Origin of the sequence: Clostridium sp. NSJ-49 (genome assembly GCF_014287725.1) — a bacterium.
GTDB classification, from domain to species: Bacteria; Bacillota; Clostridia; order Clostridiales; family Clostridiaceae; genus Clostridium; species Clostridium disporicum_B.
Genome location: NZ_JACOOP010000014.1, coordinates 51,315 through 76,784, shown reverse-complemented (window position 1 = coordinate 76,784; position 25,470 = coordinate 51,315). Strand labels below are relative to the sequence as shown.

General features: G+C 29.4%; 28 protein-coding genes and 1 rRNA gene. 19 read left to right on the top strand and 10 right to left on the bottom strand.

Annotated elements, in window-relative coordinates; translation table 11 throughout:
- From H8S10_RS07185 to dnaA, 8 genes are all read right to left on the bottom strand, one after another.
- Positions 1-95 (bottom strand): 16S ribosomal RNA (locus H8S10_RS07185); the annotation flags it as partial.
- 515 nt (positions 96-610) lie between these two features.
- Positions 611-3,148 carry a DNA gyrase subunit A gene (gene gyrA, locus H8S10_RS07180; protein WP_055266822.1) on the bottom strand — a complete coding sequence of 846 codons (2,538 nt, stop codon included), beginning with the start codon at positions 3,146-3,148 and terminating at the stop codon, positions 611-613.
- Between the two features lie 34 nt (positions 3,149-3,182).
- Complete coding sequence (gene gyrB / locus H8S10_RS07175; RefSeq protein WP_186838408.1) at positions 3,183-5,102, bottom strand: DNA topoisomerase (ATP-hydrolyzing) subunit B; 1,920 nt, start codon at positions 5,100-5,102, stop codon at positions 3,183-3,185.
- A 53-nt stretch (positions 5,103-5,155) separates the two neighbouring features.
- Positions 5,156-5,416, bottom strand: coding sequence for an extracellular matrix/biofilm biosynthesis regulator RemA family protein (locus H8S10_RS07170; RefSeq protein WP_055266820.1), 261 nt, complete (start codon positions 5,414-5,416; stop codon positions 5,156-5,158).
- 14 nt (positions 5,417-5,430) lie between these two features.
- Complete coding sequence (gene recF / locus H8S10_RS07165; protein WP_186838407.1) at positions 5,431-6,516, bottom strand: DNA replication/repair protein RecF; 1,086 nt, start codon at positions 6,514-6,516, stop codon at positions 5,431-5,433.
- A 66-nt stretch (positions 6,517-6,582) separates the two neighbouring features.
- Positions 6,583-6,789: an RNA-binding S4 domain-containing protein gene (locus H8S10_RS07160; RefSeq protein WP_055266828.1), complete on the bottom strand. Its 207-nt coding sequence runs from the start codon at positions 6,787-6,789 to the stop codon at positions 6,583-6,585.
- Between the two features lie 44 nt (positions 6,790-6,833).
- Positions 6,834-7,934: a DNA polymerase III subunit beta gene (dnaN, locus tag H8S10_RS07155; RefSeq protein WP_055266816.1), complete on the bottom strand. Its 1,101-nt coding sequence runs from the start codon at positions 7,932-7,934 to the stop codon at positions 6,834-6,836.
- Between the two features lie 259 nt (positions 7,935-8,193).
- The gene (gene dnaA / locus H8S10_RS07150) at positions 8,194-9,555 is read right to left on the bottom strand and encodes a chromosomal replication initiator protein DnaA (protein ID WP_055266814.1); all 1,362 of its coding nucleotides are present in this window, start codon (positions 9,553-9,555) and stop codon (positions 8,194-8,196) included.
- A 525-nt stretch (positions 9,556-10,080) separates the two neighbouring features.
- On the opposite strand from dnaA, the gene rpmH reads away from it, so the two are divergent.
- The 12 genes from rpmH (at position 10,081) to H8S10_RS07090 (ending at position 20,256) form a co-directional block, all read left to right on the top strand.
- Positions 10,081-10,215, top strand: a complete 135-nt coding sequence (gene rpmH, locus H8S10_RS07145; RefSeq protein ID WP_032116814.1) for a 50S ribosomal protein L34 — start codon at positions 10,081-10,083, stop codon at positions 10,213-10,215.
- A gap of 61 nt (positions 10,216-10,276) precedes the next feature.
- Positions 10,277-10,624, top strand: coding sequence for a ribonuclease P protein component (gene rnpA, locus H8S10_RS07140; RefSeq protein WP_055266812.1), 348 nt, complete (start codon positions 10,277-10,279; stop codon positions 10,622-10,624).
- A 1-nt stretch (position 10,625) separates the two neighbouring features.
- Positions 10,626-10,838: a membrane protein insertion efficiency factor YidD gene (gene yidD / locus H8S10_RS07135; RefSeq protein WP_055266810.1), complete on the top strand. Its 213-nt coding sequence runs from the start codon at positions 10,626-10,628 to the stop codon at positions 10,836-10,838.
- A 15-nt stretch (positions 10,839-10,853) separates the two neighbouring features.
- Complete coding sequence (gene yidC, locus H8S10_RS07130; protein WP_055266808.1) at positions 10,854-11,618, top strand: membrane protein insertase YidC; 765 nt, start codon at positions 10,854-10,856, stop codon at positions 11,616-11,618.
- 29 nt (positions 11,619-11,647) lie between these two features.
- Positions 11,648-12,271, top strand: a complete 624-nt coding sequence (gene jag, locus H8S10_RS07125; RefSeq protein WP_186838406.1) for an RNA-binding cell elongation regulator Jag/EloR — start codon at positions 11,648-11,650, stop codon at positions 12,269-12,271.
- Between the two features lie 372 nt (positions 12,272-12,643).
- Positions 12,644-14,023: a tRNA uridine-5-carboxymethylaminomethyl(34) synthesis GTPase MnmE gene (mnmE, locus tag H8S10_RS07120; RefSeq protein ID WP_186838405.1), complete on the top strand. Its 1,380-nt coding sequence runs from the start codon at positions 12,644-12,646 to the stop codon at positions 14,021-14,023.
- Between the two features lie 10 nt (positions 14,024-14,033).
- A complete protein-coding gene (gene mnmG / locus H8S10_RS07115; RefSeq protein ID WP_186838404.1) occupies positions 14,034-15,923 on the top strand; it encodes a tRNA uridine-5-carboxymethylaminomethyl(34) synthesis enzyme MnmG in 1,890 nt (629 codons plus the stop codon).
- A 1-nt stretch (position 15,924) separates the two neighbouring features.
- Positions 15,925-16,644, top strand: a complete 720-nt coding sequence (rsmG, locus tag H8S10_RS07110) for a 16S rRNA (guanine(527)-N(7))-methyltransferase RsmG (RefSeq protein WP_055266800.1) — start codon at positions 15,925-15,927, stop codon at positions 16,642-16,644.
- A gap of 208 nt (positions 16,645-16,852) precedes the next feature.
- Positions 16,853-17,620: a nucleoid occlusion protein gene (noc, locus tag H8S10_RS07105; RefSeq protein ID WP_055266798.1), complete on the top strand. Its 768-nt coding sequence runs from the start codon at positions 16,853-16,855 to the stop codon at positions 17,618-17,620.
- Between the two features lie 448 nt (positions 17,621-18,068).
- Positions 18,069-18,830 (top strand): ParA family protein, encoded by a 762-nt coding sequence (locus H8S10_RS07100; RefSeq protein ID WP_055266796.1) that lies wholly within the window; start codon positions 18,069-18,071, stop codon positions 18,828-18,830.
- A gap of 13 nt (positions 18,831-18,843) precedes the next feature.
- Positions 18,844-19,725: a ParB/RepB/Spo0J family partition protein gene (locus H8S10_RS07095; RefSeq protein ID WP_055266794.1), complete on the top strand. Its 882-nt coding sequence runs from the start codon at positions 18,844-18,846 to the stop codon at positions 19,723-19,725.
- Between the two features lie 33 nt (positions 19,726-19,758).
- Entirely contained in the window at positions 19,759-20,256 is a 498-nt protein-coding gene (locus H8S10_RS07090) for a DUF4446 family protein (protein ID WP_148315769.1), read from the top strand.
- 27 nt (positions 20,257-20,283) lie between these two features.
- Here H8S10_RS07090 and yyaC read toward each other — a convergent pair whose 3' ends face one another.
- Positions 20,284-20,883: a spore protease YyaC gene (gene yyaC, locus H8S10_RS07085; RefSeq protein WP_055266790.1), complete on the bottom strand. Its 600-nt coding sequence runs from the start codon at positions 20,881-20,883 to the stop codon at positions 20,284-20,286.
- Between the two features lie 263 nt (positions 20,884-21,146).
- Entirely contained in the window at positions 21,147-22,304 is a 1,158-nt protein-coding gene (locus tag H8S10_RS07080) for an aminotransferase class V-fold PLP-dependent enzyme (protein WP_186838403.1), read from the bottom strand.
- 168 nt (positions 22,305-22,472) lie between these two features.
- Between H8S10_RS07080 and H8S10_RS07075 the strand changes: the two genes are divergently transcribed.
- From H8S10_RS07075 to H8S10_RS07045, 7 genes are all read left to right on the top strand, one after another.
- A complete protein-coding gene (locus H8S10_RS07075; RefSeq protein ID WP_186838402.1) occupies positions 22,473-22,712 on the top strand; it encodes a DUF3343 domain-containing protein in 240 nt (79 codons plus the stop codon).
- A gap of 17 nt (positions 22,713-22,729) precedes the next feature.
- Positions 22,730-23,632: a mechanosensitive ion channel family protein gene (locus H8S10_RS07070; protein ID WP_084759025.1), complete on the top strand. Its 903-nt coding sequence runs from the start codon at positions 22,730-22,732 to the stop codon at positions 23,630-23,632.
- Between the two features lie 25 nt (positions 23,633-23,657).
- Entirely contained in the window at positions 23,658-23,849 is a 192-nt protein-coding gene (locus H8S10_RS07065) for a DUF951 domain-containing protein (protein ID WP_055266784.1), read from the top strand.
- Between the two features lie 100 nt (positions 23,850-23,949).
- On the top strand, positions 23,950-24,237 hold the full coding sequence (rpsF, locus tag H8S10_RS07060; protein ID WP_055266782.1) for a 30S ribosomal protein S6: 288 nt from the start codon (positions 23,950-23,952) through the stop codon (positions 24,235-24,237).
- A gap of 16 nt (positions 24,238-24,253) precedes the next feature.
- Positions 24,254-24,712, top strand: a complete 459-nt coding sequence (locus H8S10_RS07055) for a single-stranded DNA-binding protein (protein WP_055266780.1) — start codon at positions 24,254-24,256, stop codon at positions 24,710-24,712.
- Positions 24,713-24,746: 34 nt separating this feature from the next.
- Positions 24,747-24,989, top strand: a complete 243-nt coding sequence (gene rpsR / locus H8S10_RS07050) for a 30S ribosomal protein S18 (RefSeq protein WP_055266778.1) — start codon at positions 24,747-24,749, stop codon at positions 24,987-24,989.
- A gap of 156 nt (positions 24,990-25,145) precedes the next feature.
- Complete coding sequence (locus H8S10_RS07045) at positions 25,146-25,460, top strand: MazG-like family protein (protein WP_055266776.1); 315 nt, start codon at positions 25,146-25,148, stop codon at positions 25,458-25,460.
- The last annotated feature ends 10 nt before the right edge of the window (positions 25,461-25,470 follow it).

Here is a 25,470-nt window from a genome sequence, read left to right as displayed (position 1 = left end):
GCTAGCTTCACCCCGAAGGGATCAACTCGCTCGACTTGCATGTGTTAGGCATGCCGCCAGCGTTCGTCCTGAGCCAGGATCAAACTCTCAATAAAAAGTTTAATCTGTTGCTCAAATTACTTTGAGTCTTTAATAATTTAAAAACTCTCAAAAGAATTGCTGGATTTATTTTAACTATATTCTGTTCAATTTTCAAAGACCATATTTGTTATCGCTTCAAGCGACTTTCTTATCTTATCACTTACTTAACTTTATGTCAACAACTTTTTTCAAAGTTTTTTTCACATCGTTACCTCAGCGACGAGATTTATCTTACCATCTGATATACTCTTTATTTTGTTTATTTACGTTCATTTTATAAAATTATAATAATATTACTTCTATTTTCTTTATTTTTCTATATTTTTCTATTATTGATACACCAGGATAAGAGTATTATCTTTTTTATCATTATTATTATAATTCTGCCTGTATATCTACCTTATTTCCTAAGAAATTCACCTATTTAGTTATATATATTCGTTTTTTTATCTTAAATCATTTATAGGATTTTTGTTTTTTAATAAAAATGGAACCCCATATTTTATAGGATTCCATTTTAATCTATATTTTATTCTTCTTTTTCAGCTTCTTCTAATAATCTATCTAAACTATTATCTTTTACTTCTACAGCAACTTCATTACCTGCTATATTATCTATAGTAAGTTGCTCATCTTTTTCTTCTTCACCAGTATTAGAAATTTTAGCAATAGCAACTATTGATTCTTCTTCACCAGTTCTCATTAATCTAACACCCATTGTAGCTCTACTTGTTATTGATATATCTGATACATTAATTCTTATAGCAACACCACTTGTATTTATAAGCATTAATTCATCTTCTTCTTTACATACAGTTGCTCCAACTACTTTACCAGTTTTATCGCTTATCTTATAAGTTATAAGTCCAACTCCACCTCTATTTTGTCTCTTATATTCTGTTAATGGAGTTCTCTTACCATACCCATTTTCACTTATTACTAGTAATTCTTCTTCATCAGAAGCTATATCCATACAAACTGCCACATCTTCATCTCTTAAATTCATAGACTTAACACCTGATGCAGTTCTTCCCATTGGTCTTACATCTGTTTCATTAAACTTAATTGCATTACCATCTTGAGAAACTATTATTATATCTGCATCTCCTCTTGTTACCTTAACCTTAAGAAGTTCATCTCCTTCTCTTAAGTTAATAGCTATAAGTCCACTTTTTCTTAAATTCTTAAATTCAGATAATGGAGTCTTCTTAACAAGACCTTTCTTAGTAGCCATGAATAGATATCCATCCACTATATTATCCCTTACAGTTAATACAGTTTCAATTCTTTCATCTTGCTCAATTTGTATAAGATTTATTATGTTTATACCCTTAGCTGTTCTTCCAGCATCAGGTATCTCATATGCTCTCTTCTTATACACTCTACCTCTATTAGTAAAGAATAATACATCTGAGTGAGTTGATGTAACAAGTACATGCTCTACAAAGTCATCTTCTTTAGTAGACATTGCTTGTATTCCTCTTCCCCCTCTTCTTTGAGCTGAATAAGTATCAGCTGATATTCTCTTAATATATCCAGAGTGAGTTAAAGTAATAACTGTTTCCTCTTCTTGAATTAAGTCTTCGATATCAATATCATTAACTACTTTTTCTATTTGAGTTCTTCTTTCATCACTATATCTAGCCTTAATTTCTAATAATTCATCCTTAATTACACCTAATAATTTTTCTTCACTAGCAAGGATTGAATTTAAATAATCTATAAGCTTCATTAGCTCAGCATACTCTTCTTCTATTTTATCTCTTTCTAAACCAGTTAATCTTCTTAATCTCATTTCTAAGATTGCTAAAGCTTGCTTTTCTGATAATCCAAATCTTTCGATTAAAGTATTTTTAGCTATTTCACCAGTTTTTGAACCTCTAATTATGCTTATAACTTCATCAATATTATCTAAAGCAATTCTTAAACCTTCAAGAATGTGTGCTCTCGCTTGTGCTTTCTCAAGTTCAAATACAGTTCTTCTTGTTACAACTTCTTTTTGGAATTCTATATAATTGCTTAATATTTGCTTTAAATTTAATACTTGAGGTTCATTATTAACTAATGCTAACATTATTACCCCAAAAGTATCTTGCATTTTAGTATGTTTGAATAATAGGTTTAGAACTACACTTGGATTTGCATCTCTCTTTAATTCTATAACTATTCTCATACCTTCTCTATCAGATTCATCTCTTAAGTCAGATATTCCAACTATCTTTTTATCCTTAACTAAATCAGCAATATTTTCTATTAGCTTTGCTTTGTTAACTTGATAAGGAATTTCAGTAACTACTATTCTGTGTCTTCCATTTTCCTCTTCAATGTCAGTCTTAGCTCTTACAACTATTTTACCTTTACCAGTTTCATAAGCTGCTCTTATACCTGCTTTACCCATTATTATTCCACCAGTTGGGAAGTCAGGTCCTTTGATACAAGTCATAAGTTCTAATCCTGTAGATTCTGGATTATCTATTAGCATTACTGTTCCATCAATTATTTCTCCTAAATTATGAGGAGGAATATTTGTTGCCATACCAACAGCTATACCTGATGATCCATTAACTAAAAGGTTTGGATATCTTGAAGGTAATACTACTGGTTCTTGTTCTTCACCATCAAAGTTTGGCATAAAATCTACAGTATTCTTATTAATATCTCTAAGCATTTCTACTGCGATTTTATTCATCTTTGCTTCTGTATATCTCATTGCCGCTGCACTATCTCCATCTACAGAACCAAAGTTTCCGTGTCCGTCTACAAGCATGTATCTCATTGAGAAATCTTGAGCCATTCTTACTAATGCATCATATACAGATGAATCACCATGTGGATGGTACTTACCTAAAACTTCCCCAACTATTCTGGCACATTTTCTGTAACCTTTGTTTGGTTCTAATCCTAGTTCTTGCATTGCATAAAGAATTCTTCTATGCACTGGCTTAAGTCCATCTCTTACATCTGGAAGTGCACGACCAACGATTACGCTCATTGCGTAATCGATGTAGCACTTTTTCATTTCTTTATTTATATCTACATGTATAAATTTTCCCTCGTTTAAGTTCATGTACTCACCTCATAATAGTACTAAAAAACAAGTACTAAATATCTAAATTGCTTACTTTCTTCGCATTCTTTTGTATGAAATCTCTTCTTGGCTCAACTTTGTCTCCCATTAAGATAGTAAATATTTCATCAGCTGCAATTGCATCCTCAATAGTAGCCTTTAAAAGTATTCTATGTTCTGGGTCCATAGTTGTATCCCATAATTGAGAAGCGTTCATTTCTCCAAGACCTTTGTATCTTTGGATATTAATAGAACTATCTTTTCCACCAAACTCTTCTAGTATTTTATCTAGTTCTTCATCGGAATAAGCATATTCTTCTCTCTTACCCTTACTAACTTTATAAAGTGGTGGTTGAGCAATATATACGTGTCCACCGTCTATAAGAGGTCTCATATATCTAAAGAAGAATGTTAATAATAGAGTTCTTATATGAGCACCATCAACATCGGCATCGGTCATGATTATTATTCTATTATATCTTAGTTTTTCTTCATCGAAGTCTTTTCCTATTCCAGCACCAAAAGCAGTAATCATAGCTCTTATAGTATCTGAATTAAGAATTCTATCTAATCTTTGTTTTTCAACGTTTAGTATTTTACCTCTTAAAGGTAATATAGCTTGGAACTTTCTATTTCTACCTTGTTTTGCAGATCCTCCCGCTGAATCCCCTTCGACTATATAGATTTCACACTCTGCAGGATCTTTAGATGAACAATCTGCTAGTTTACCTGGAAGCGTAGATCTTTCAAGCACTGATTTTCTAGTAAGTTCTCTAGCCTTTCTTGCTGCATCTCTTGCTCTTGCAGCCATTAAAGCTTTATCTATTATAATTTTACCTACTGCTGGATTTTCTTCTAAGAATGTACTTACACCTTCTCCAACTATAGAATCAACTACTCCTCTAACTTCAGAGTTACCAAGTTTCGTCTTTGTCTGTCCTTCAAATTGAGGTTCAGATATTTTTACAGAAATAACAGCTGTAAGTCCTTCTCTAGCATCATCACCAGAAAGGTTCTTATCATTTTCTTTTATATGTCCAAATCTTTTTGCGTAATCATTTATCGCTCTAGTTAACGCAGTCTTAAATCCTGAAAGGTGAGTTCCACCTTCAATTGTATCTATGTTATTGGCAAAAGAATAAAGATTTTCATTATATCCATCATTGTATTGAAGTGATATTTCTGCAATAATACCATCTTTTTCACCCTCAACATAAATAGGTTCTGGATGTAATACTTCTTTATTTCTGTTTAGGTAAGAAACAAATTCTTTAATACCACCTTCATAGTGATATGATTCCTCTTGCCCGTTTTCTCTTTTATCTATTAATGTTATAGCTATTCCTTTATTTAAGAATGCTAACTCTCTTAATCTATGTGCTAATATATCAAAGTCATATTCTGTTTCTTCAAAGATTTCATGGTCTGGCTTAAAAATAACCTTTGTTCCATGTAAAGATTCATCTGCTTCAGCAATTTCTGTTACTTCACATAAAACATTACCTCTAGAATATTTTTGTTGCCATACCTTACCTTCTCTTGTAACAGTAACTTCACAATACTCAGATAATGCATTAACTACAGAAGCACCAACACCGTGAAGACCACCAGACACCTTGTATCCTCCGCCTCCGAACTTACCGCCGGCATGTAGTACTGTCATAATAACTTCTACTGTAGATTTACCCATCTTTGGATGTATTCCAACTGGCATACCTCTACCATCATCAATTACAGTTATTGAATTATCTTCGTTTATAATTACTTCGATATTCTTACAAAAACCTGCTAGAGCTTCATCAATACTGTTATCTACTATTTCGTATACTAAATGATGAAGACCTCTAGAACTAGTACTTCCTATGTACATACCAGGTCTTTTTCTAACGGCTTCTAAACCTTCTAAGACCTGTATCTGACTTTCATCATAGCTTTGTTTATTTTCTTCCAACATAAATTCCTCCTAAAATACTAATTTTTATTACGTGTGAAGGCTAAATATTGGACTTAAGTATTATAATCAATATTTGTTCTCTTTGTTAAAGTAGAAGATGATATAGGTGATAAATATACCTTACTCATTTTATTAACTTCTGCAATCACAAACGACTTTGGCGCTTCCTTTGTGATTCTTTCAACAAATCCATCTTCTTCAGCCATTCTTAAAAAAGATATTGTATCTGAACTATACATAGATGTCTCAATATCAAAAATACCAATCACATCTTTTATTGGTACAACTACGTTTTCTCCTAAATGTAAAAACATAATAGTTCCTCCTCCTAGTTTAGGATTGCACCATCCTTTACTTTAAAAACTTTAGATTTATCATCTAAGTATTCATATAAGTCTTCTATCCCCGTGCAAGTAATTATGGTTTGAATTTCCCCAATGGTACTTAAAATATATCTCTTTCTACTAAAATCTAGCTCAGATAGTACATCATCAAGTAATAAAACCGGATATTCACCTGTTAATTCTTTAATTATTTTTAAAGATGAAAATTTTATAGTTAATACAGCAGTTCTTTGCTGTCCCTGTGAACCATAGCTTTTAGTATCAATCTCATTTATGAAAACCATAAAATCATCTCTATGAGGTCCAACTGATGTAAGCCCTTTATCGATATCCTTACTTCTATTTTTCTCAAGCTGAGAATAAAAGCTTTCTTTGATATTTTCTAGATTTCTAATAGTACTTACATATTTAAATTCTATATTTTCTTTACCAGATGTTATATCATTGTGTATCTGTTTTGAATATTGGTTTAATTTATTTATATAATTAATTCTCTGCATAACTATATTATATCCAAATTCAACCAATTGCATATCATATATATCTAAAATATCTTTGTTTATAGATCTATTTTTTAATACAGTGTTTCTCTCATTAAGAACTTTGTTATACTGAACTAAATTATAATAATATTTAGAATCTAGTTGACATAACTCCATATCTATAAATTTTCTTCTAACTCCTGGCGAATCTTTAATTATCTTTAAATCCTCCGGCGAGAACATAACAACATTAAAGTTACCAAATAGTTCTCCAATTTTGTTTATCTTTATTTTATTTATCCTTATAGCCTTTTTCCCATCTTTAAGGATACTTATATCTATTCTTTTATCTAATCTCTCTCTGCCTACAGTTACGCTTAAAAAAGCATTTTCAGACTTCCAATTGATTAATTCTTTATCTCTAGATGTTCTATGAGATTTTGCAAAAGCGCAATAATAAATCCCCTCGAGGATATTAGTTTTGCCTTGAGCGTTATCTCCCATAAAAACATTCACGTTTGGTCCTAAATCTATATTTAAAGCTTCATAATTTCTATAATTAAGCATTTGTAATTTTTTTATAAACATTTTTAAACACCCATAATTATAACATATTAGAGCTATAAAAGTGATAAAATGGGAATTTATTGATAATTAGACCACTTTATAGGCTTCTCCATTAAACTCTACTACGTCACCTACATATAATTTTTTTCCTCTTTGCGTGCATATTTCTCCATTAACAGAAACTAATTCGTCTAAAATATACATTTTAGCCTCTGATCCTAATGATGCTGCCCCACAAAACTTTAAAAACGAATCTAATTTTATAAATTCTGTATTAATTTTAACTTCTACCATTTCCATTTCCCTGTATTAATATGCATAGTTTATACAGGTTCCTCCTATCTAACTAGTCTAACTGGTAAGACTAAATATTTAGCATTATTAGTTTCACTTCCTCTAATAACACATGGACTAACTGCTGATGACATTTCTAAAATTACATTTTCATCTTCCATAGTCTTTAATACATCTAGGATATATCTTGAATTAAATGCAATTTCTATTCCTTCACCTTGCAGATTTATTGCAACTTCTTCCCTAACTTTTCCCAATTGAGAATTAGAACTAATTATAACACTCTCATCTTGAATATCTAATTTTATTAAATTACTATTTCCATCCTTAGCCATTAAAGATGCTCTTTCTAACCCATTTTGGAATTCTTGTTTATTAACATTAACAAGTAGTTTATATTCAGGTGGTAATAAAGATGCATAATTAACAAATTTACCATCTAATAATCTTGAAATTATCTTAGTATTATTTAAGTTAAATAATATATGATTATTAGTAAATGTTATTTGTACTATATCATTGTTATCTTCAAGTATTTTAGCAACTTCGTTAAATGTTTTACCTGGAATAACTACTTCGATACTATCATCAATATTTAATAATTCAGTTCTTACTGCTAATCTGTAACCATCTAAGGCTACTAAATTAAGATGTTTATCTTTAACTTCGAAAAGTATACCTTGTAATATTGGTCTAGCTTCATCTTGAGCAATAGCAAATGATGTTCCTTTAATCATATTTTTTAATATATTTTGAGGAACTTCAACTGTTATATCTTCATTGATTGTTGGTAATGCTGGATAATCAGCTTGGTTCATAAATACAACATTAAATAAAGATTTTTCACATGCTATTTGTATTCTATCATTTTCAACTACCTCTATTTTTACATCTGAATTAGGTAATTTTCTTATAATTTCAGAAAAAATCTTAGCATCTATTACTATTTTTCCTTCTTGTAAAACATCAGCTTCAACTTTAGTTTCTATACTTACATCCATATCAGATCCAATAAGTGTTAAACCAGTTTTAGTAGCTTCTATGTAAATACCTTCTAATACAGGCATAGTAGTTTTTCCTGTTATAGCTTTAGTTACTATAGAAATACCTTCCTGTAATTTTTGTTTAGAACAGATGATGTTCATAATATACCTCCTTAGTTATTCACAAGCATTTATAAATAAATATATAGATAAATATAAAATTTATATAATAATAATAGTAGTAGGGGCTGTTGATATGTGGATAAGTACTTCAACCCCTGATTTTTCAATAAATTTTATAAAAAAAATACTGTGGATAAGTAATTAAAAATTTCACTACGTTATCCACATTGTTAACATACAAAAGTGTACTAAGATTTTATCCACAGCCTATTCACTATTTATTATGTACAGTTGTTAGTTATTTTTGAGTTAGCTTCTTCGTTATATCATTTATAGTGTGTTGTAGGCTTTCATCATTATTCAAGCTTTCAGAAATTTTCTCATAAGCATGAATAACTGTAGTATGGTCACGTCCTCCGAATTCTTCACCTATTTTAGGTAAAGACATATCAGTTAATTTTCTACTTAAATACATTGCAATTTGTCTTGGATATGCAACGTTTCTTGTTCTTCTTTGAGATTTTAAATCCTCTACTCTAAGATTAAAATAAGCAGCGACTACATCTTGTATTATGTCTATAGTTATATTCTTATTTTGTTTATTAGAGATAATATCTTTTAAGGCTTCACTTGCTAAATCTACAGTAATATCTCTATTAGTTAATGAAGAATAAGCAACTATTCTTATTAATGCTCCTTCTAATTCTCTAATATTAGATTTAATTTTTGTAGCTATATATACCATAACTTCATTAGGAACATCTAGCTTTTCTACATCTGCTTTTTTCTTTAAGATAGCCATACGCGTTTCAAAATCTGGCGCTTGGATATCTGCTATTAGTCCCCATTCGAATCTAGATCTTAATCTGTCTTCTAATGTAGGAATTTCTTTTGGTGGTCTATCAGATGATAGGATTATTTGTTTATTCGCTTCATGTAATGTATTGAATGTATGGAAGAATTCCTCTTGAGTTCTTTCCTTACCAGCAATAAATTGAATATCATCTATTAAAAGTACATCTACATTTCTGTATTTATTTCTGAATTCTTCATTTTTATCATCCTTAATTGCATTGATAAGTTCATTTGTAAATTTTTCTGATGATACATAAACAACTTTTGCATTTGGGTTATTTTGAAGTATATAATGCCCTATTGCGTGCATTAAGTGAGTTTTTCCAAGACCAACTCCTCCATAAATAAATAAAGGATTGTATGCTTGAGCTGGAGATTCAGCAACTGCTAATGATGCAGCATGAGCAAATCTATTACTATTGCCAATGACAAAAGAAGCGAAAGTATATTTTGGGTTTAATGTGCTAGACATTTCATCATTTACTGTAACTGACATAGTGTCTTTATTATTTGAAGCTTTTTTCTTTTCAGGAACTTCCTCTATATCCTGAATTTCAGATGCAATTAAAAATTCAATTTTATATAGTTTTGAGCATGCAGCTTCAATTGAATTAATAACTAGATCTTTATATCTTTTCTCTAATATATCCTGAGTGAAGGAATTAGGAACACTGATTTTGATAGTGTTTGAAGAAATAGATATAGGTTCGCAACTTTTAATCCATGTATTAAAGCTGACCTCAGACATTTCACTTTTTATTATATTTAATGTTTTTTCCCATAATCCTTTTAACTCAGTCTCCATTTTGTTTCCTCCAAAAATAAATTTTAAAAAAGTTATTAACAATATAATAACATAGTTATTAACACTAAAGGGATTATGTTAATAACTTGATAAAAAATATTAACATGTAGATAATTATGTATATAAGTATATAACAAGAAAATTATCCACAAGTATGTTATATGTAAATATGAACAATATTAACAATGAATAATTAGGATAAATGTGATAATAATATATACGTATCGTGTAGTTATTCAGAAAAAATGAACAAGTTATACACAAAATAATCCACAGTTGTGGATAAGTAGGGTTATTCACAAACTTATTCACACTTAATTCTATAATAGCACACATAAATGTAAATTATCAATAAGTTATCCACAAAAAATAAACTGTGAATAATTTTATTAACATATTATTAGAATTTAATTCATATTGACAGTAAAAAGGGAAATCTATATAATATATTAAGTAAATCTCAAATTTTTAAAGTGGTAAAAAGTTTTTACTATATAAAATTTCACTCAAAGGGGGTGTATTTGAATGTTCATGACTTACCAACCAAAAAAGAGACAAAGAAAAAAAGAACATGGATTCAGAAAGAGAATGAGCACTGCTTCTGGTAGAACAGTTCTTAAGAGAAGAAGACAAAAAGGAAGAAAAAAATTAACAGCATAAGGGCCGCATTTAGTGGCCTTTTTTCTGCAAATAGCGGAAAATAAGGAGTTTTGTTGTACCTATGATATATAAAATTAGAAAGAATGCAGAATTTAGACTTGTCTACAGAAGAGGTAAATCTTACGCTAACAATCTTCTAGTTCTATATGTTTTTAATAATAGAAAGAATTCGTTATCGGATGGAGACCTATATAATAAGGTAGGGATTTCTGTTAGTAAGAAAGTTGGGAATAGTGTTGTTAGAAGCAGAAGCAAAAGATTAATATACGAAAGCTATAGATTAAATTGTGATAATTTAAAACAAGGATTTGATTTTGTATTTGTTGCTAGAACGTCTATTAAGGATAAAAAATTTAAAGATGTTGAAAATGCTATGATAAGCTTATTTAATAAGGCAGGACTACGTTAAAATGAAGAGATTACTTTTAAAGTTAATTCATTTGTATAGAAAATATTATTCTCCAACAAGGCCAGCTTGTTGTATTTTTGTACCAACCTGTTCTCAGTATGCAGAAGAGGCTATAACAAAGTACGGGGTGGCCAAAGGTGGATATTTAAGTATAAAGAGGATTTTACGTTGTAATCCTTTTAACAAACATGGGGGATATGATCCAGTTAAATGAGGAGGTTATTAGAAAATGTGGGATGCGATAGTTAACGCAATGGTAAATATGTTTAATGGACTACATAACTTCATTGTAAGTTTAGGAGTACCAGCAGAAAGAGAAGGTCTTTCTTATATTTTAGCAATTTTAATTTTTACAGTAATAATTAGATTATTAATTTTACCGTTAAACATTAAGTCAACAAGATCGAATGCAAGAATGCAAGAGATTCAACCAGAAATGAAAAAGCTTCAAGCTAAGTATAAAAATGATCCACAGAAGTTACAATTAGAAACTTCTAAATTAATGAAAGAAAATAATGTAAGTATGTTTGGCGGTTGTTTACCAACATTATTACCATTACCAATATTATTTGCTTTATATCGTGTATTTTATAGTATTACACCAACACAAGGTGCAGATTTATCATTCTTATGGATAAATAATGTATTCCAACCAAGTGGATTTAATATGACAGGTATACTATTAGCAATATTAGCTGCATTAAGCACATATATTCCATCTTTACTATTAAGTAAATCAATGCCAACTCCAGAAGAAGGCGGAATGAATATGAGCACAATGAACATAATGATGGCTGGTATGATGGGATTCATGTCAATTAACTTCCAACCAATCTTAGTTATGTATTGGATAGCAGGGGGAGTAATTCAATTAGTTCAAACTTATTTCTTAAATTACTTACCAGCTATGAAAAAGAAAAAGGCTAAAGAAGCAGCTGCTTTAGCATCAAAACCAAATAAAACTACAATAACAACAAAGAAAAAGAAAAAATAGTTTAATCTTATTAGGCGGGTGAATAGGGTATGAAAATTATTGAAATGACAGGTAAAACTGTTGATGAGGCTTTAAAAAATGCTTTACATGAATTAAATCTAACAGAGGATAAGGTTGAGTTTGAAGTACTTGAAGAAGGTAGTAAGGGACTATTTAATTTAATAGGAACTAAGCCTGCTAAAATTAAAGTTACTGTAAAAAGGGATCCAGCTTTAGATGGTAAAAACTTCTTAACAAATGTTTTAAATTCTATGGGAGTTACAGCTGATATTGAAGTTAGAGAAGAAAATGATACTATCTTCATTAACTTATCTGGGCCTAAGATGGGATTAGTAATAGGATATAGAGGAGAAACATTAGATTCGTTACAATATCTAGTTTCTTTAGTAGTGAATAAAAATCACGATGTTCCTTATAAGAAAGTTGTGCTTGATACTGAAAATTATAGAAGTAAGAGAGAAGAAACTTTGAAAAGAGTAGCACAAAAAACAGCATATAAAGTTAAAAAGACTGGTAGACCTTATAAGTTAGAACCAATGAATCCATATGAAAGAAGAATTATTCACTCAGCCTTACAAAGCTATAATGATATAAACACATATAGCGAGGGAGAAGAACCTTTTAGAAGAATAGTTGTTAGTCTTAAAAGATAGAAAAAAAGGATGTTGCAAAAGTGCAGCATCCTTTTTTAAGTTAATAGACAATGGTTATGAGTACAAGGTGAAGCTGCTATGCAGTTTTTAATATTATTTTTCACAAATTTCGTGAAAATTTCATCTATTATTCTTAAATAGAAACTTTTAATTCTTAACGGCTATAACTTTGACTTATATAAAATAGTCTTGTAAAATGAATATTATTGAAATTAGGGTATAATAATTATAAGAAATGACAAGTGACAAATTAATTATTAAAGTAAGTTATAGCTTAATTTATAAAAAAATGTAATTTTTAGAAACTATGAAGTTAGATTGATAAATAATTTGTCATTTTAACTTGTCACTATATTAAGCGGAGGATATTAAATGAAGGATTTTGATACAATTTGTGCCATTGCAACGGCATTAGGTGAAGGCGGAATTGCAATAATAAGAGTATCTGGTGATAAAGCTTTAGATATTGTCTCAAAAGTTTTTAAAGCTCATAGTGGTCAAGATATTAAAACTATGAAATCTTACACTATGAAATACGGACATATTTATGATATAGATAATAAAGAATTAATTGATGAAGTTATTATTAGCTTTATGAAAGGGCCTAAAAGCTTTACAGCAGAGGATACAGTAGAAATAAATTGTCACGGAGGAGTTGTTTCTACTAATAAGGTGTTAGAGACTGTTATAAAGGCTGGGGCAAGATTAGCAGAACCAGGAGAGTTTACTAAAAGAGCGTTTTTAAATGGTAGAATAGATTTATCTCAAGCAGAAGCTGTTATGGATATTATAAAAGCTAAAACTGATCTTGCTATGAAATCAGCTTTAATGCAAAGTACAGGACACTTATCAACTCAAATTAATAAGCAAAGAGAGTATATGTTAAATATATTAGCTTTAGTTGAGTTTGCTGTTGATTTTACTGAAGATGATGAAGATGTTGATCCTAGTATACCTCTTAAAGTAGCAGAAAGCTTAGAGAAGAGTATAAGTGAAATGAGTACATTATTAAGAGGTGCTGATGAAGGAAAGCTTATAAGAGAAGGTTTAAGCCTTGCTATAGTAGGTAAACCTAACGTTGGTAAATCATCATTATTAAATGCTCTTTTAAGAGAGAAGAGAGCTATAGTAACAGATATTGCTGGTACAACTAGAGATGTTATTGAAGAATATATTAATTTAGATGGTATTCCTGTTAAGGTAATAGATACAGCAGGAATAAGAGAAACAGAAGATATAGTTGAAAAGATCGGAGTAGAGAGATCTAAAGAGAAGCTTGAGGAAGCAGATTTAGTATTATTAGTATTAGATACTTCAAGAGAATTAGATCAAGAAGACAAGGATATAATTGAATCAGTAAAAGATAAAAAATGTATATTAATATTAAATAAAATTGATTTAGAGTGGAAAATTGAATCGGATATCTTAGATAGTTTTGAAAATGTAATTAAAATTTCTGCAAAAGAAGAAATTGGATTAGATGAGTTAAAGCAAACTATAAAAGATTTATTCTTTAATGGAAAAATAGATGCGGAAAGTTTAATAATTTCTAATTCACGTCATAAGCAAGCTTTATATAGAGCTTTAGAAAATGCTGAAAATGCTTTAGTAAGAGTTAAAAATAATGAGTATTTAGATTTAATATCAATCTATGTTACAGCGGCTTTAAGAGCTTTAGGAGAGATTACAGGTAGTGAGTTAGAAGAAGATTTAGTAAATAAGATATTTAGTGATTTCTGTGTAGGAAAGTAGGGAAGTAAAGATGAGATATAGTGCAGGAGAATATGACGTAATAGTAGTTGGAGCAGGGCATGCAGGATGTGAAGCAGGTCTTGCTTCAGCAAGAATGGGTTTAAAAACATTAGTATGTACTTTAAACCTAGATGCAGTTGGTTTAATGCCTTGTAATCCTAATATAGGTGGAACTGCGAAAGGGCACCTTGTAAGAGAAGTTGACGCTTTAGGTGGAGAAATGGGTGTTAATATAGATGAGACGTTCATTCAATCAAGAATGTTAAACACATCAAAAGGGCCAGCAGTTCACTCACTTAGAGCGCAAGCTGATAGAAAAAAATATCAAGATAGAATGAAGAGAACTTTAGAAAATCAAGAAAACCTTGAATTAAGACAATTAGAGGTTTTAGACATAGAAGTTGAAGATGGAAAAGTTGTTGGGGTATTAACTAAGAATGGAGCTTTTTATAAATGTAAGGCTCTTGTACTTACAACAGGTACATATTTAAGAGCAAGAATTATTATTGGAGATGTTTCTTATAATAGTGGACCAAATGGATTAGCAGCAGCTAATGAATTAACAGCTGCGTTAAATAGAATAGGTATTAAGACTAGAAGATTTAAAACAGGAACTCCTGCTAGAATTAATAGAAGATCTGTAGATTTTTCAAAAATGATAGAACAACCAGGGGATGAAAAAATAGTACCATTCTCATTTATGAATGAAAAGATTGAAAAAGATCAAATGTCTTGTTGGTTAACTTATACTAATGAAGAAACTCACAATATAATAAAAGAAAATATAGATAGATCTCCTATGTACAATGGTAGCATAGAAGGGGTAGGGCCTAGATATTGTCCATCTATAGAAGATAAGGTTATGAAGTTCCCAGATAAAAACAGACATCAAATATTCATTGAACCTGAAGGTGAAGATACTCTTGAAATGTATGTTGGCGGGATGTCATCATCTTTACCAGAAGATGTTCAAATTAAGATGTATAGAACATTACCTGGATTAGAAAATGTAGAGTTTTTAAGAACAGCTTATGCTATAGAATATGATTCAATAGATTCAACAGAACTTAAGCCAACATTAGAATTTAAAGAAATTGAAGGTCTTTATTCAGCTGGTCAATTAAATGGAAGTTCAGGATATGAAGAGGCTGCAGCACAAGGTTTAGTTGCCGGAATAAATGCAGCGTTAAAAGTTCAAGGAAAAGACCCTATGATATTAACACGTTCAGATGCATATGCTGGGGTTTTAATAGACGATTTAGTTACTAAAGGTACAAATGAGCCTTATAGAATGATGACTTCTAGAGCAGAGTATAGATTGCTTTTAAGACAAGATAATGCAGATTTTAGATTAACTGAGATTGGAAGAAAAGTTGGATTAGTTTCTGATGAAAGATATAACAAATTCTTAGATAGAAAAGCTAAAATTGAAAGTGAAGTTGAAAGATTAAAAAATCTTCAAATAACTAATAAGAGAGAAAATAACGAATTTTTAGTATCGCTTAATACAGCTGAGCTTAAAAAGCCAATAAGTATGTATGAGCTTATAAAAAGACCTGAAGTTGATTATTTTGTTTTAGCACCGTTAGATCCAGAAAGACCAGAATACACTGATGATATTGGTGAGCAAGTAAATATTATTGCAAAATATGAAGGATATATAACAAGTCAGTTAGAGCAAGTAAATCAATTTAAAAAGTTTGAAAAGAAGATATTGCCTGAAGATATAAATTATTCAGATGTAAAAGGATTAAGAATAGAAGCAATTCAAAAATTAAGTGCAATAAGACCAATTAGTATAGGGCAAGCATCAAGAATTTCAGGAGTTTCTCCTGCAGATATATCAGTATTATTAATATATTTAGAAAATCAAGCTAGAAGAGCAAAACAGGAGGACTAAAATGGAATTTTTTGATTTAATGTCAACAGCTGCAAAAGATGTAGGAATAGAATTAACTAAAGAACAATATGAAAAGTTCATTAAGTATATGAGACTTGTTCAAGAATGGAATGAAAAAATAAATTTAACAGCAATAACTGAGGATAATGAATTTGTAAAAAAGCATTTTATAGATTGTATAAAAGCGTTTAAATCAAATGCTATAAAAGAAGCAAAAACTTTAATTGATGTTGGAACTGGGGCTGGTTTCCCTGGTCTTCCAATAGCAATATTAAGTCCAGAGACTAAAGTTACTTTATTAGATTCACTTAATAAGAGAATCAATTTCTTAAATACAGTAGTAAGAGAATTAGATTTAAAGAATGTAACAACAATTCATTCAAGAGCTGAAGATGGAGCAAGAAATCCAGAATTAAGAGAGCAATTTGATGTTGCTACATCTAGAGCGGTAGCTAATATGGCTGTATTATCTGAGTTCTGTATGCCTTTTGTAAAGAAAAATGGGTACTTTGTTGCATTAAAAGGGCCATCTATAGAGGAAGAATTAGAAAATGGAGCTAACGCAATTAAAACTTTAGGTGGAGAATTAAAGAATATTATAGAAGTTGAGGTCGAAGGGACTGACTTAAATCATAATATAGTTGAAGTATTAAAAGTAAATAAATGTCCAAAAACCTATCCTAGAAAAGCAGGAACAATTAATAAAAAACCTATAAAATAGCATAAAAGTATATATTTTTATTGAAATTTATGGCATAATTAAACTTTAGAGAGAATAAATTGTATATTTGTGTAGAAATATAGATTAATATAGTTTAATTTGTATTACGAAAGTCTCATATATAAGAAGGAAATGATTAATTAATACAGAAATGTTAAAATATGGGATAAAATGTTGAGTAATTAGATATAAGGGATGGGCGGGAGAAATGAGTAAACAGATAATAAATATAAATGTAGATGAGATATTTCCAAATACATATCAGCCAAGAAGATATTTTAATGAAGAGGCTTTACAAGAATTATCTGCATCTATAAGGGAATATGGAATAATTCAACCAATAACGGTAAGAAAAAGAGGCGAAAAATTCGAACTAGTTGCTGGTGAAAGAAGATGGAGAGCTGCAAGAATTGCAGAATTAAGTCATGTTCCATGTAACATAATAGAAATTACTGATACAGAATCAGCTGAAATTGCTTTATTAGAAAACCTACAAAGAGAAGACTTAAACTTTATGGAGGTTGCCGAAGCTTATTATAATTTAATTAACGATCATAAGTTCACTCAGGAAGAATTAGCTAAGAGAATGGGGAAAAATCAATCTACAATAGCTAACAAGCTAAGATTGTTAAAGTTAAGCCCAAAAGTTAGAGCAATATGTTTAGAAAATAATTTAACTGAAAGACATGCTAGAGCATTATTAGCTTTACCGAACGAAGAGTTGCAATTAAAAGTTTTAGATAAAGTAATAAAAAATGGTCTTAATGTTAAGAAAACAGAGGAGTTAATCAATTCTGAGTTGTTAGAAAAAGCAGCAGAAGAGAGAAAAAGTAAAAGAAGAGGCGTTATGCCAGGAAAACTATATGTTAATACTATAAAACAAGTATTCAATAAATTTGATATACCAGCTGAATATAAATTAAAAGAATTAGATGATAGTATAGAGATTACAGTATCTATTCCTAAAAATAAATAGAAGAGAGCAGTACGGATTAAGTACTGCTCTTATTAATTTCTAAGGAATAATTAAGAGTTTTGATTTAAGGATAAAATTTATTATATATAACATGTAAATATATTTTTAAAATTATAGCAATTTTATTTTTAGTATATTACATAATTGAAGTCTAAATGTAAGAAAGATAAATATGAGATAAAGTCTTATTAATTTATAATTAAGTCATGCTTTGATAAAAGGAGTTGGCTTTTATGAAAAAAATAATGGCAATTATTAAGATTATATTTTTAGTTATATTTATAGGGTATGATGAAGAAAAATTTCATTTAGCATAAAAAATGTTTCACATGAAACATTTTTTTTATTTGACATAAATTTTTATTATGACGCCCTTTAATTATGGAAAAAAAGCAGATATAATAGAAATAAAAGGGAGGGGGGTGGAGTCCTTAATAGGACAAAACTTATGAAGAAAATATGTATTTTTAACCAAAAGGGTGGAGTTGGTAAGACTACTACTAATATAAATTTATGTGCTTACTTAGCAATGGAAGGATATAAAGTCTTAACTATCGATATTGACCCACAAGGAAATACTACTAGTGGATTAGGATTAGATAAGAAAAATTTAGAATTTTCAATGTATGACGTATTAACAGCTAATGTTTCTTTAAGTGATGTAATACTTAAAAGTGAATTAATACAAAACTTATATATAGCTCCGGCAACAATGGAATTAGCTGGTGCTGAAGTTGAAGTTATTAATAGAAGTGATAGAGAAACTATACTTTTAAATGAAATAGCAAAAGTTCAAGATGACTTTGATTTCATTTTTATAGATTGTCCTCCATCATTAGGAGTATTAACTATTAATGCACTTACTGCAGTTGATTCTGTACTTATTCCAATTCAATGTGAATTTTATGCATTAGAAGGTGTTGGACAATTAATAAATACAATTCAGCTTGTTAAGAAATCTTTAAATAAGTCATTAGATATTGAAGGGGTAATAATGACTATGTATGATTATAGAACAAATTTAAGCAATGAAGTCTATGATGAAGTTAAAAAGTTCTTCAATGAAAAAGTCTTTAAGACTACTATTTCAAGAAATATTAGATTAGCTGAAGCTCCAAGTTTTGGACTTCCGGTAATGTTATATGATGAAAAATGTAAGGGTGCAGATGCATATAAGGCTTTAACAAAAGAATTTTTAAGCAGACAATAGGAAGGTGAATATCATGAGCAAAAAATTTGGATTAGGTAAGGGATTAAATGCTCTTATTCCAGAAGATACAAATTTAGGTCCTTCAATTAATAAAATAGAGAAAAAAACTTCAGATAAAAATTTAATAGATATTAATTTAATAAGAAGTAATATAGATCAACCAAGAAAAACTTTTGATGATGAAAAAATTATTGAATTATCAGAGTCAATAAAGCATCATGGAATTGTTCAGCCGATTATCTTAAGAAAAGAAGAGGATAATTATGTTATAGTAGCAGGTGAACGTAGATGGAGAGCTGCTAAAATGGCAGGGCTTAAGGAAGTTCCTTCGATAATAATGGATTTAACAGATAAGCAAGTATTAGAAATATCATTAATAGAGAATATTCAAAGACAAGATTTAAATTCAATTGAAGAAGCGATGGCATATAAAAAATTAATTTCTGATTTTGATTTAACACAAGAAGAATTAAGTAAGAGAATAGGTAAATCACGTGTTGCTATAACTAATACAATTAGGTTATTAAATTTAGGTGAGGATGTTCAACAATATTTAATAGAAGGTGTAATATCAGAAGGACATGGTAGAACCTTACTAGGCATTTCAGATAAAAAATTACAGTATGAGTTAGCTCAAAAGGTTATAGATGATAAATTATCTGTAAGAGAATTAGAAAATATTATTAAACGAATAAAAAAAGATGTAGATAATTCTTCAAAAAAGAAGTCAGAGACTGAATTAACGAATCCATACTATAAGGATATAGTGGAAAGATTACAAAATTACTTCGGTACAAAAGTAAATTTAAGTAATAAAAATAATAAAGGTAAAATAGAAATCGAATATTATTCCGAAGAGGATTTACAAAGAATTTTAGAAATAATTAAATTATAATGTTTCATGTGAAACATGGAGGGACGGATAAAGGTGAGTAATATACTAAATATAATTAATGAGTACTCAGGACTTATAGTGATTGGATTAGCTATTATAACATTATTATTGTTAATAACTACAATAGTTTTATTACTTTCAGTTAATAAAGTAGAGAAAAAATATAGAAAAATGATGAGAGGAACAAATAGTAGAAATTTAGAAGAAGTTATAAATTCTAATTTAGATAATATTGATGTTGCTCTTAATAATTCTAAGGAATCTCTAGAAAGATGTGAAAAAATAGCTGAAGATTTAAAATCATGTGTAAACAAGGTTGCTATAATGAGATATAAGGCTTTTGAAGATGTAGGAAGCGATTTAAGTTTTTCTATAGCTATATTAGATTCTTATAATGATGGAGTAATTATAACTGGTATTTATTCTAGACATGATAGTACTACATATGCAAAACCTATAGATAAAGGAATATCAAGATATGATTTATCAGAAGAAGAATTACATGTATTAAATGAGGCTATAAATAAGTAGATAGCAAAAGGATAGTAAGTAAAATTACTATCCTTTTTTATTTAATTTGCTAATTGAAAATTTATTAGGTGAAGAAAAATCTATTGAAATTTTATTCAAACATTTTTGTATTCCGTTAGTAATACAATCAGCTAATGACATAACAGTAAATAATCTAGTATTTTGAAGAACAATAAATTCTAAGCTACCAGATATATTGACAACTCCTGTAATACTAAGATCTCCAACTGAGGGTAAATCTTTATTAAGTGCTAAACCTGGGTTAAGAGGTTTTTCCTCTATAAATATTTTACCAACATTTTGAACATTTCCTAAAGAAGAATCAATAGCTATTATATAAGGATTAATAAAATACTTTTCTATTTTTTCTAATATAGTAGTTATATTTTTTGAGTGAACTGGGGTTTCCAAACAACCATATATGTATATATTATTTTTATGCTCAGATTTCAGTTTATAACCAACTAAAGGACCAAGAGAATCACCAGTACATCTATCAGTTCCTATACATAAAAAAATAATAGGTCTATTATCTAGAATAGGTTCTTTTAGTTTTGAGTATAAATAATCTCTAATTTTATTAACTGTAGTTGGTGACATAGAATCTTCACAAAAATATTTATCCATAAAACACTCTCCTTATATAGAAATTATTGACAGTTTTTATGGAAAATATTCAAAATATAATAAAAAAAGTGCGAGCTAACGCTCGCAAGTGAAAGAGTGGTTTTGTCGAAGTAAAAATACTACTATTATAGCAGAGAAAAGTTAACTTAAGTTAAAGTAAAAAGTATATACTTCCTAATATTTACATATACGATATTTTTTTGTGATGCTGTGATATTTTCTCTTTTGATTAAGTCAAACTTTTCCTAAAAGTGCTTCGCACTTTATACATATAATTTGTTTATTTTATTGAGTGAGTCCACTGTATATTTTATTTCATCTAAAGTATTAAAGTATCCTAAACTTAGTCTAACGGTTCCGTTAGGATATGTTCCAATTGTTTGGTGAGCTAACGGAGCACAATGAAGACCACTTCTATTACTGATTCCGAAATCAGAATCTAATATATATGAAAGTTCACTAACATCTAGGTTATTATGTGTAATAGATACACATGATGTTCCATTGGCTGGATCTAAATCACCATAGATATTAAAGTTATTAATATTAGAAATCTCGTTAATTAAATAAGATCTTAAATAAGAGTTATGTTCATAAATAGTATTAAGGCCTTCTTTTTCAATAAATTTTATACCTTCATATAATCCGATTATACCAGGAATATTTAATGTACCAGATTCAAATTTATCAGGTAAAAAGTCTGGCTGAGTTAATGAATGAGAAAGACTTCCTGTACCACCAAGAATATATGGATTACAAATTTTATTTAACTCATCATCTATGATAAATCCACCTATACCTTGAGGACCAAGTAAACTTTTATGTCCAGTAAATGCTAAAGCATTAAGATTAAATTTTTTAAAATCAACTTCTAATACCCCTGCACTTTGAGCAGAATCTAGAATGAAAAATATATTATTCTTTTTGCATAATTCTCCGATTCTTTGTATAGGTTGAATAGAACCAGTAATATTAGAGGCATGAGTAATTACTATTAGTTTAGTATTAGGTTTTATTGCTTTAGAAATTGAATTTACATCGAGTATTCCGTTTGATTTTGCAGAAACTATTTCTAGATCAATACCTATATTTTCTTTTAAATTATATAAAGGTCTTATAACGGAATTATGTTCCATAGAAGAAGTTATGATATGATCTCCAGGCTTTAATATTCCATTAATCAATATATTAAGCGATGAAGTTATATTATTAGTAAAAATTACATTTTCAATCTTATGAAAATTAAAAAAGTTAGCTATTGTTTCTCTAGCTAAAAATAAATATCTATTTGATTCTAATGCGTTAGAGTGATTAGCACGTCCAGGATTTCCACCAATGTTAGTTAAATAATTATAAATTGAATCTGAAACTGATTTTGGCTTTGGAAATGATGTACTTGCATTATCTAAATATACATTCATAGTGCTTACTCCTTGTAAAATTAGTCTTATAAATATGATAAAATAAATAGAGAAAAAAGCAAGAGTGTATTACAAAATTTTGAAATAGATGAGATATTAAAGTAATATATTTATTATAAGAACAAAGTAGGTATAATATAATTAAGAAGAAGATTTTAGGAGGACAAGATGAAGTATTACATAATAGTTTTTAAGAATACTCATACAGCTATGAGTGGAGAAAAAAAATTAAAGGAAATAGGGATGAATTTTAGAATTATGCCAACACCAACTACAATAACTCAAAGTTGTGGAATTTGTATAAGATTAGAAGATGAAGAAAGCGTTAATAGAGTAATTAATGAAGAAGTCATAGAATTTAAGGCAATATATAAAAGAGATAACGGATGTTATGAATTAATAAAATAATAGGGAGGCGTTAGTAGGTGAATAACATTTTAGCTCTTGCTAAGATAGTTTCAACAGATGAGGGTAAGTATGCGTGGAGCTGGGAAGGTTTAAAAGTAAATCCAGATACTTTAAATTCATGGATAGAAACAGGTCTTTCTGTGATTTTGAGAATCGTTATCGTATTTATAGCTATAAATTTAGTTATAAAAATAGGTAATAAAATAATTAATAAATTTGTAGATAAGCAAGTAAAAAGTAAAATGAGTTTTTCGTTAGATCCTCAAAAGGCGATAACTATAGGTGAAGTCTTAAAGAGTGTACTGAAATATACTGTTTATTTAGTTGGGGTTGCACTTATGTTTTATGATGTTTTTGCAAAGATACCGGTTGCTTTAGCAAGTGCTGGGGGATTTGCAATAGGTCTTGGGGCTCAAAGTTTAGTTAAGGATTTAATTAATGGATTTTTTCTTTTATTTGAAGATCAATATGGGGTAGGGGATCACGTTACTATTTCTAACTTTACTGGTATAGTTGAAAGTATGGGAATCAGGACAACTGTTTTAAGGGATTTTACAGGTGATTTACACCTTATTCCAAATGGTTCTATATTAGAGGTTACTAACCATTCGAGAGGTGATATAAGATTCATAGTTGATGTGGATATAGCTTATGAAGAGAATATAGACCAAGCTACAAATGTAATTAAAGCTGTTAATGAAGCTTTTGAAGAAAAGCATAAAGATAAGCTAAGAGGGCATATTGAAGTGCTAGGAGTTACTTCATTAAATCCATCGGGAATAACTATTAGGGTTATTGGAAGAGCAAAACCATTAAGCCAATGGGAAATGGAAAGAGAATTAAGAAAAGAAATTAAAGAAGCATTAAATAAATCAGGAATAGAAATTCCTTATCCAAAGACTTATATTGTAAATAAATAATTTTATTTTTAGGAGGCTATTATAAATGATAGAAACTTTTGAACTAGGTGATATAGTAGAAATGAAAAAAGAGCATCCTTGTGGAAATAAAAACTTTGAAATCATAAGAGTTGGTGCTGATGTAAAAATTAAATGTACTGAATGTGGTAGAATAATAATGCTTCCACGTCGTAAATTCCAAAAAGATGCAAAAAAGGTAGTAAAAACAAAAGAATAAAATAAAAAAAGCTTGAAATAGTCAACATAAAGTGATAAACTTTTAAATTGTAATCCTGCTGCATATGTAGCAGCCGTTAAGTCCAAAGGAGGTGAAAATGATGAGAAAGTACGAAACTATATTTATACTACACCCATCATTTGATGAAGAAGCTGTAAAAGCTAACATCGAAAAGTTTAAAGGTGTTATAGAAAATGGTGGAGGAACTATCGAAAACGTAGATTTCTGGGGTAAGAGAAAACTTGCTTACGAAATAAAGAAAGTTAACGAAGGTTTCTACACATTAATCAATTTCGAAGCTAACCCAGAATTACCAAGTGAGTTAGACAGAATATTCAGAATCACTGATGGTGTTATAAGACATATCATTGTTAAACAAGAAAACTAGTAGGTGGTGTTAAAGAATGAATAAAGTAATTCTAATAGGTAGATTAACTAAAGATCCTGAGTTAAAGTATACTCCAGGAACAGGGACTGCCGTAACAACACTAACTTTAGCAGTTGATAATTATAACAGCAAATCTGGCGAAAGAACTGCCGATTTTATTCCTGTAGTAATATGGGGAAAGCAAGCTGAAAACACTGCTCAATATATGAGTAAGGGTAGTCAAATTGCAATAAGCGGTAGAATCTCAGTTAGAACATATGATGCAAAAGACGGCACAAAGAGATATGTAACAGAAGTTGTTGCTGATACATTTAACGGTGTAAGCTTCTTATCAAAAGGTAATGGAGCAGGCAATAATGGAGGTTCATTCGGTGGCGGAAATGGATATTCTACTCCAGCAAGCAATGATGTGTTTGGTGGAATGAGTTTCGAAGAAGACATGACTCCAGTAGATGATGGAGATATGCCATTCTAGAAAGTCTAATTAATTTTATAAGGAGGGAACTAGCATGAGAGATATGAAAAGATCTGGAAAAATGAGAAGATCTAAGAGAAAAGTATGTGCTTTCTGTGTTGATAAAGCTGAATCAATAGATTACAAAGATGTAGCTAAGTTAAGAAAGTTTGTTACAGAAAGAGGTAAGATATTACCAAGAAGAATTTCTGGAACTTGCGCTAAGCACCAAAGACAATTAACAGATGCTATAAAGAGATCAAGAAACATAGCTTTATTACCATTTACAACAGAATAGTAATAAGATTATTAGCCCCTGAGAATCAGGGGCTTTTGTGTTATATAAAAATAAAAATAATTTACATAATTTGTAATACAATCCCTTATATAGTTGCATTAATATAAAAATAACTTTAAAATATAAGTTACAGGGTATTGGAATAGAGGTGAAATAATGAGAAAAGAAGAATTTAATATAATGGCCAATATTAAGATGATAGAAGAATTAAAAGCGAACTTATTGTGTCTTATAGGAGATCTTTATACTCTTTTAACTAGAGGTACTAATATAGCTAGAGACTCTATATTAAATTGTATATCTGGTGCTATTTTAATTCTTTATGTTTTAGCACAAAAGTTAGGATATAGTTGCGATGAAGTTGATGATGATATGAGTAAAAAGCTAAAGATTGGTATTACAGAAGAGCATGAATATGAGAGAGAAGGTAAAAATTTAAGTAAGCTTCAAAATCATATAAAGCAGCGTTAATAATATAAGG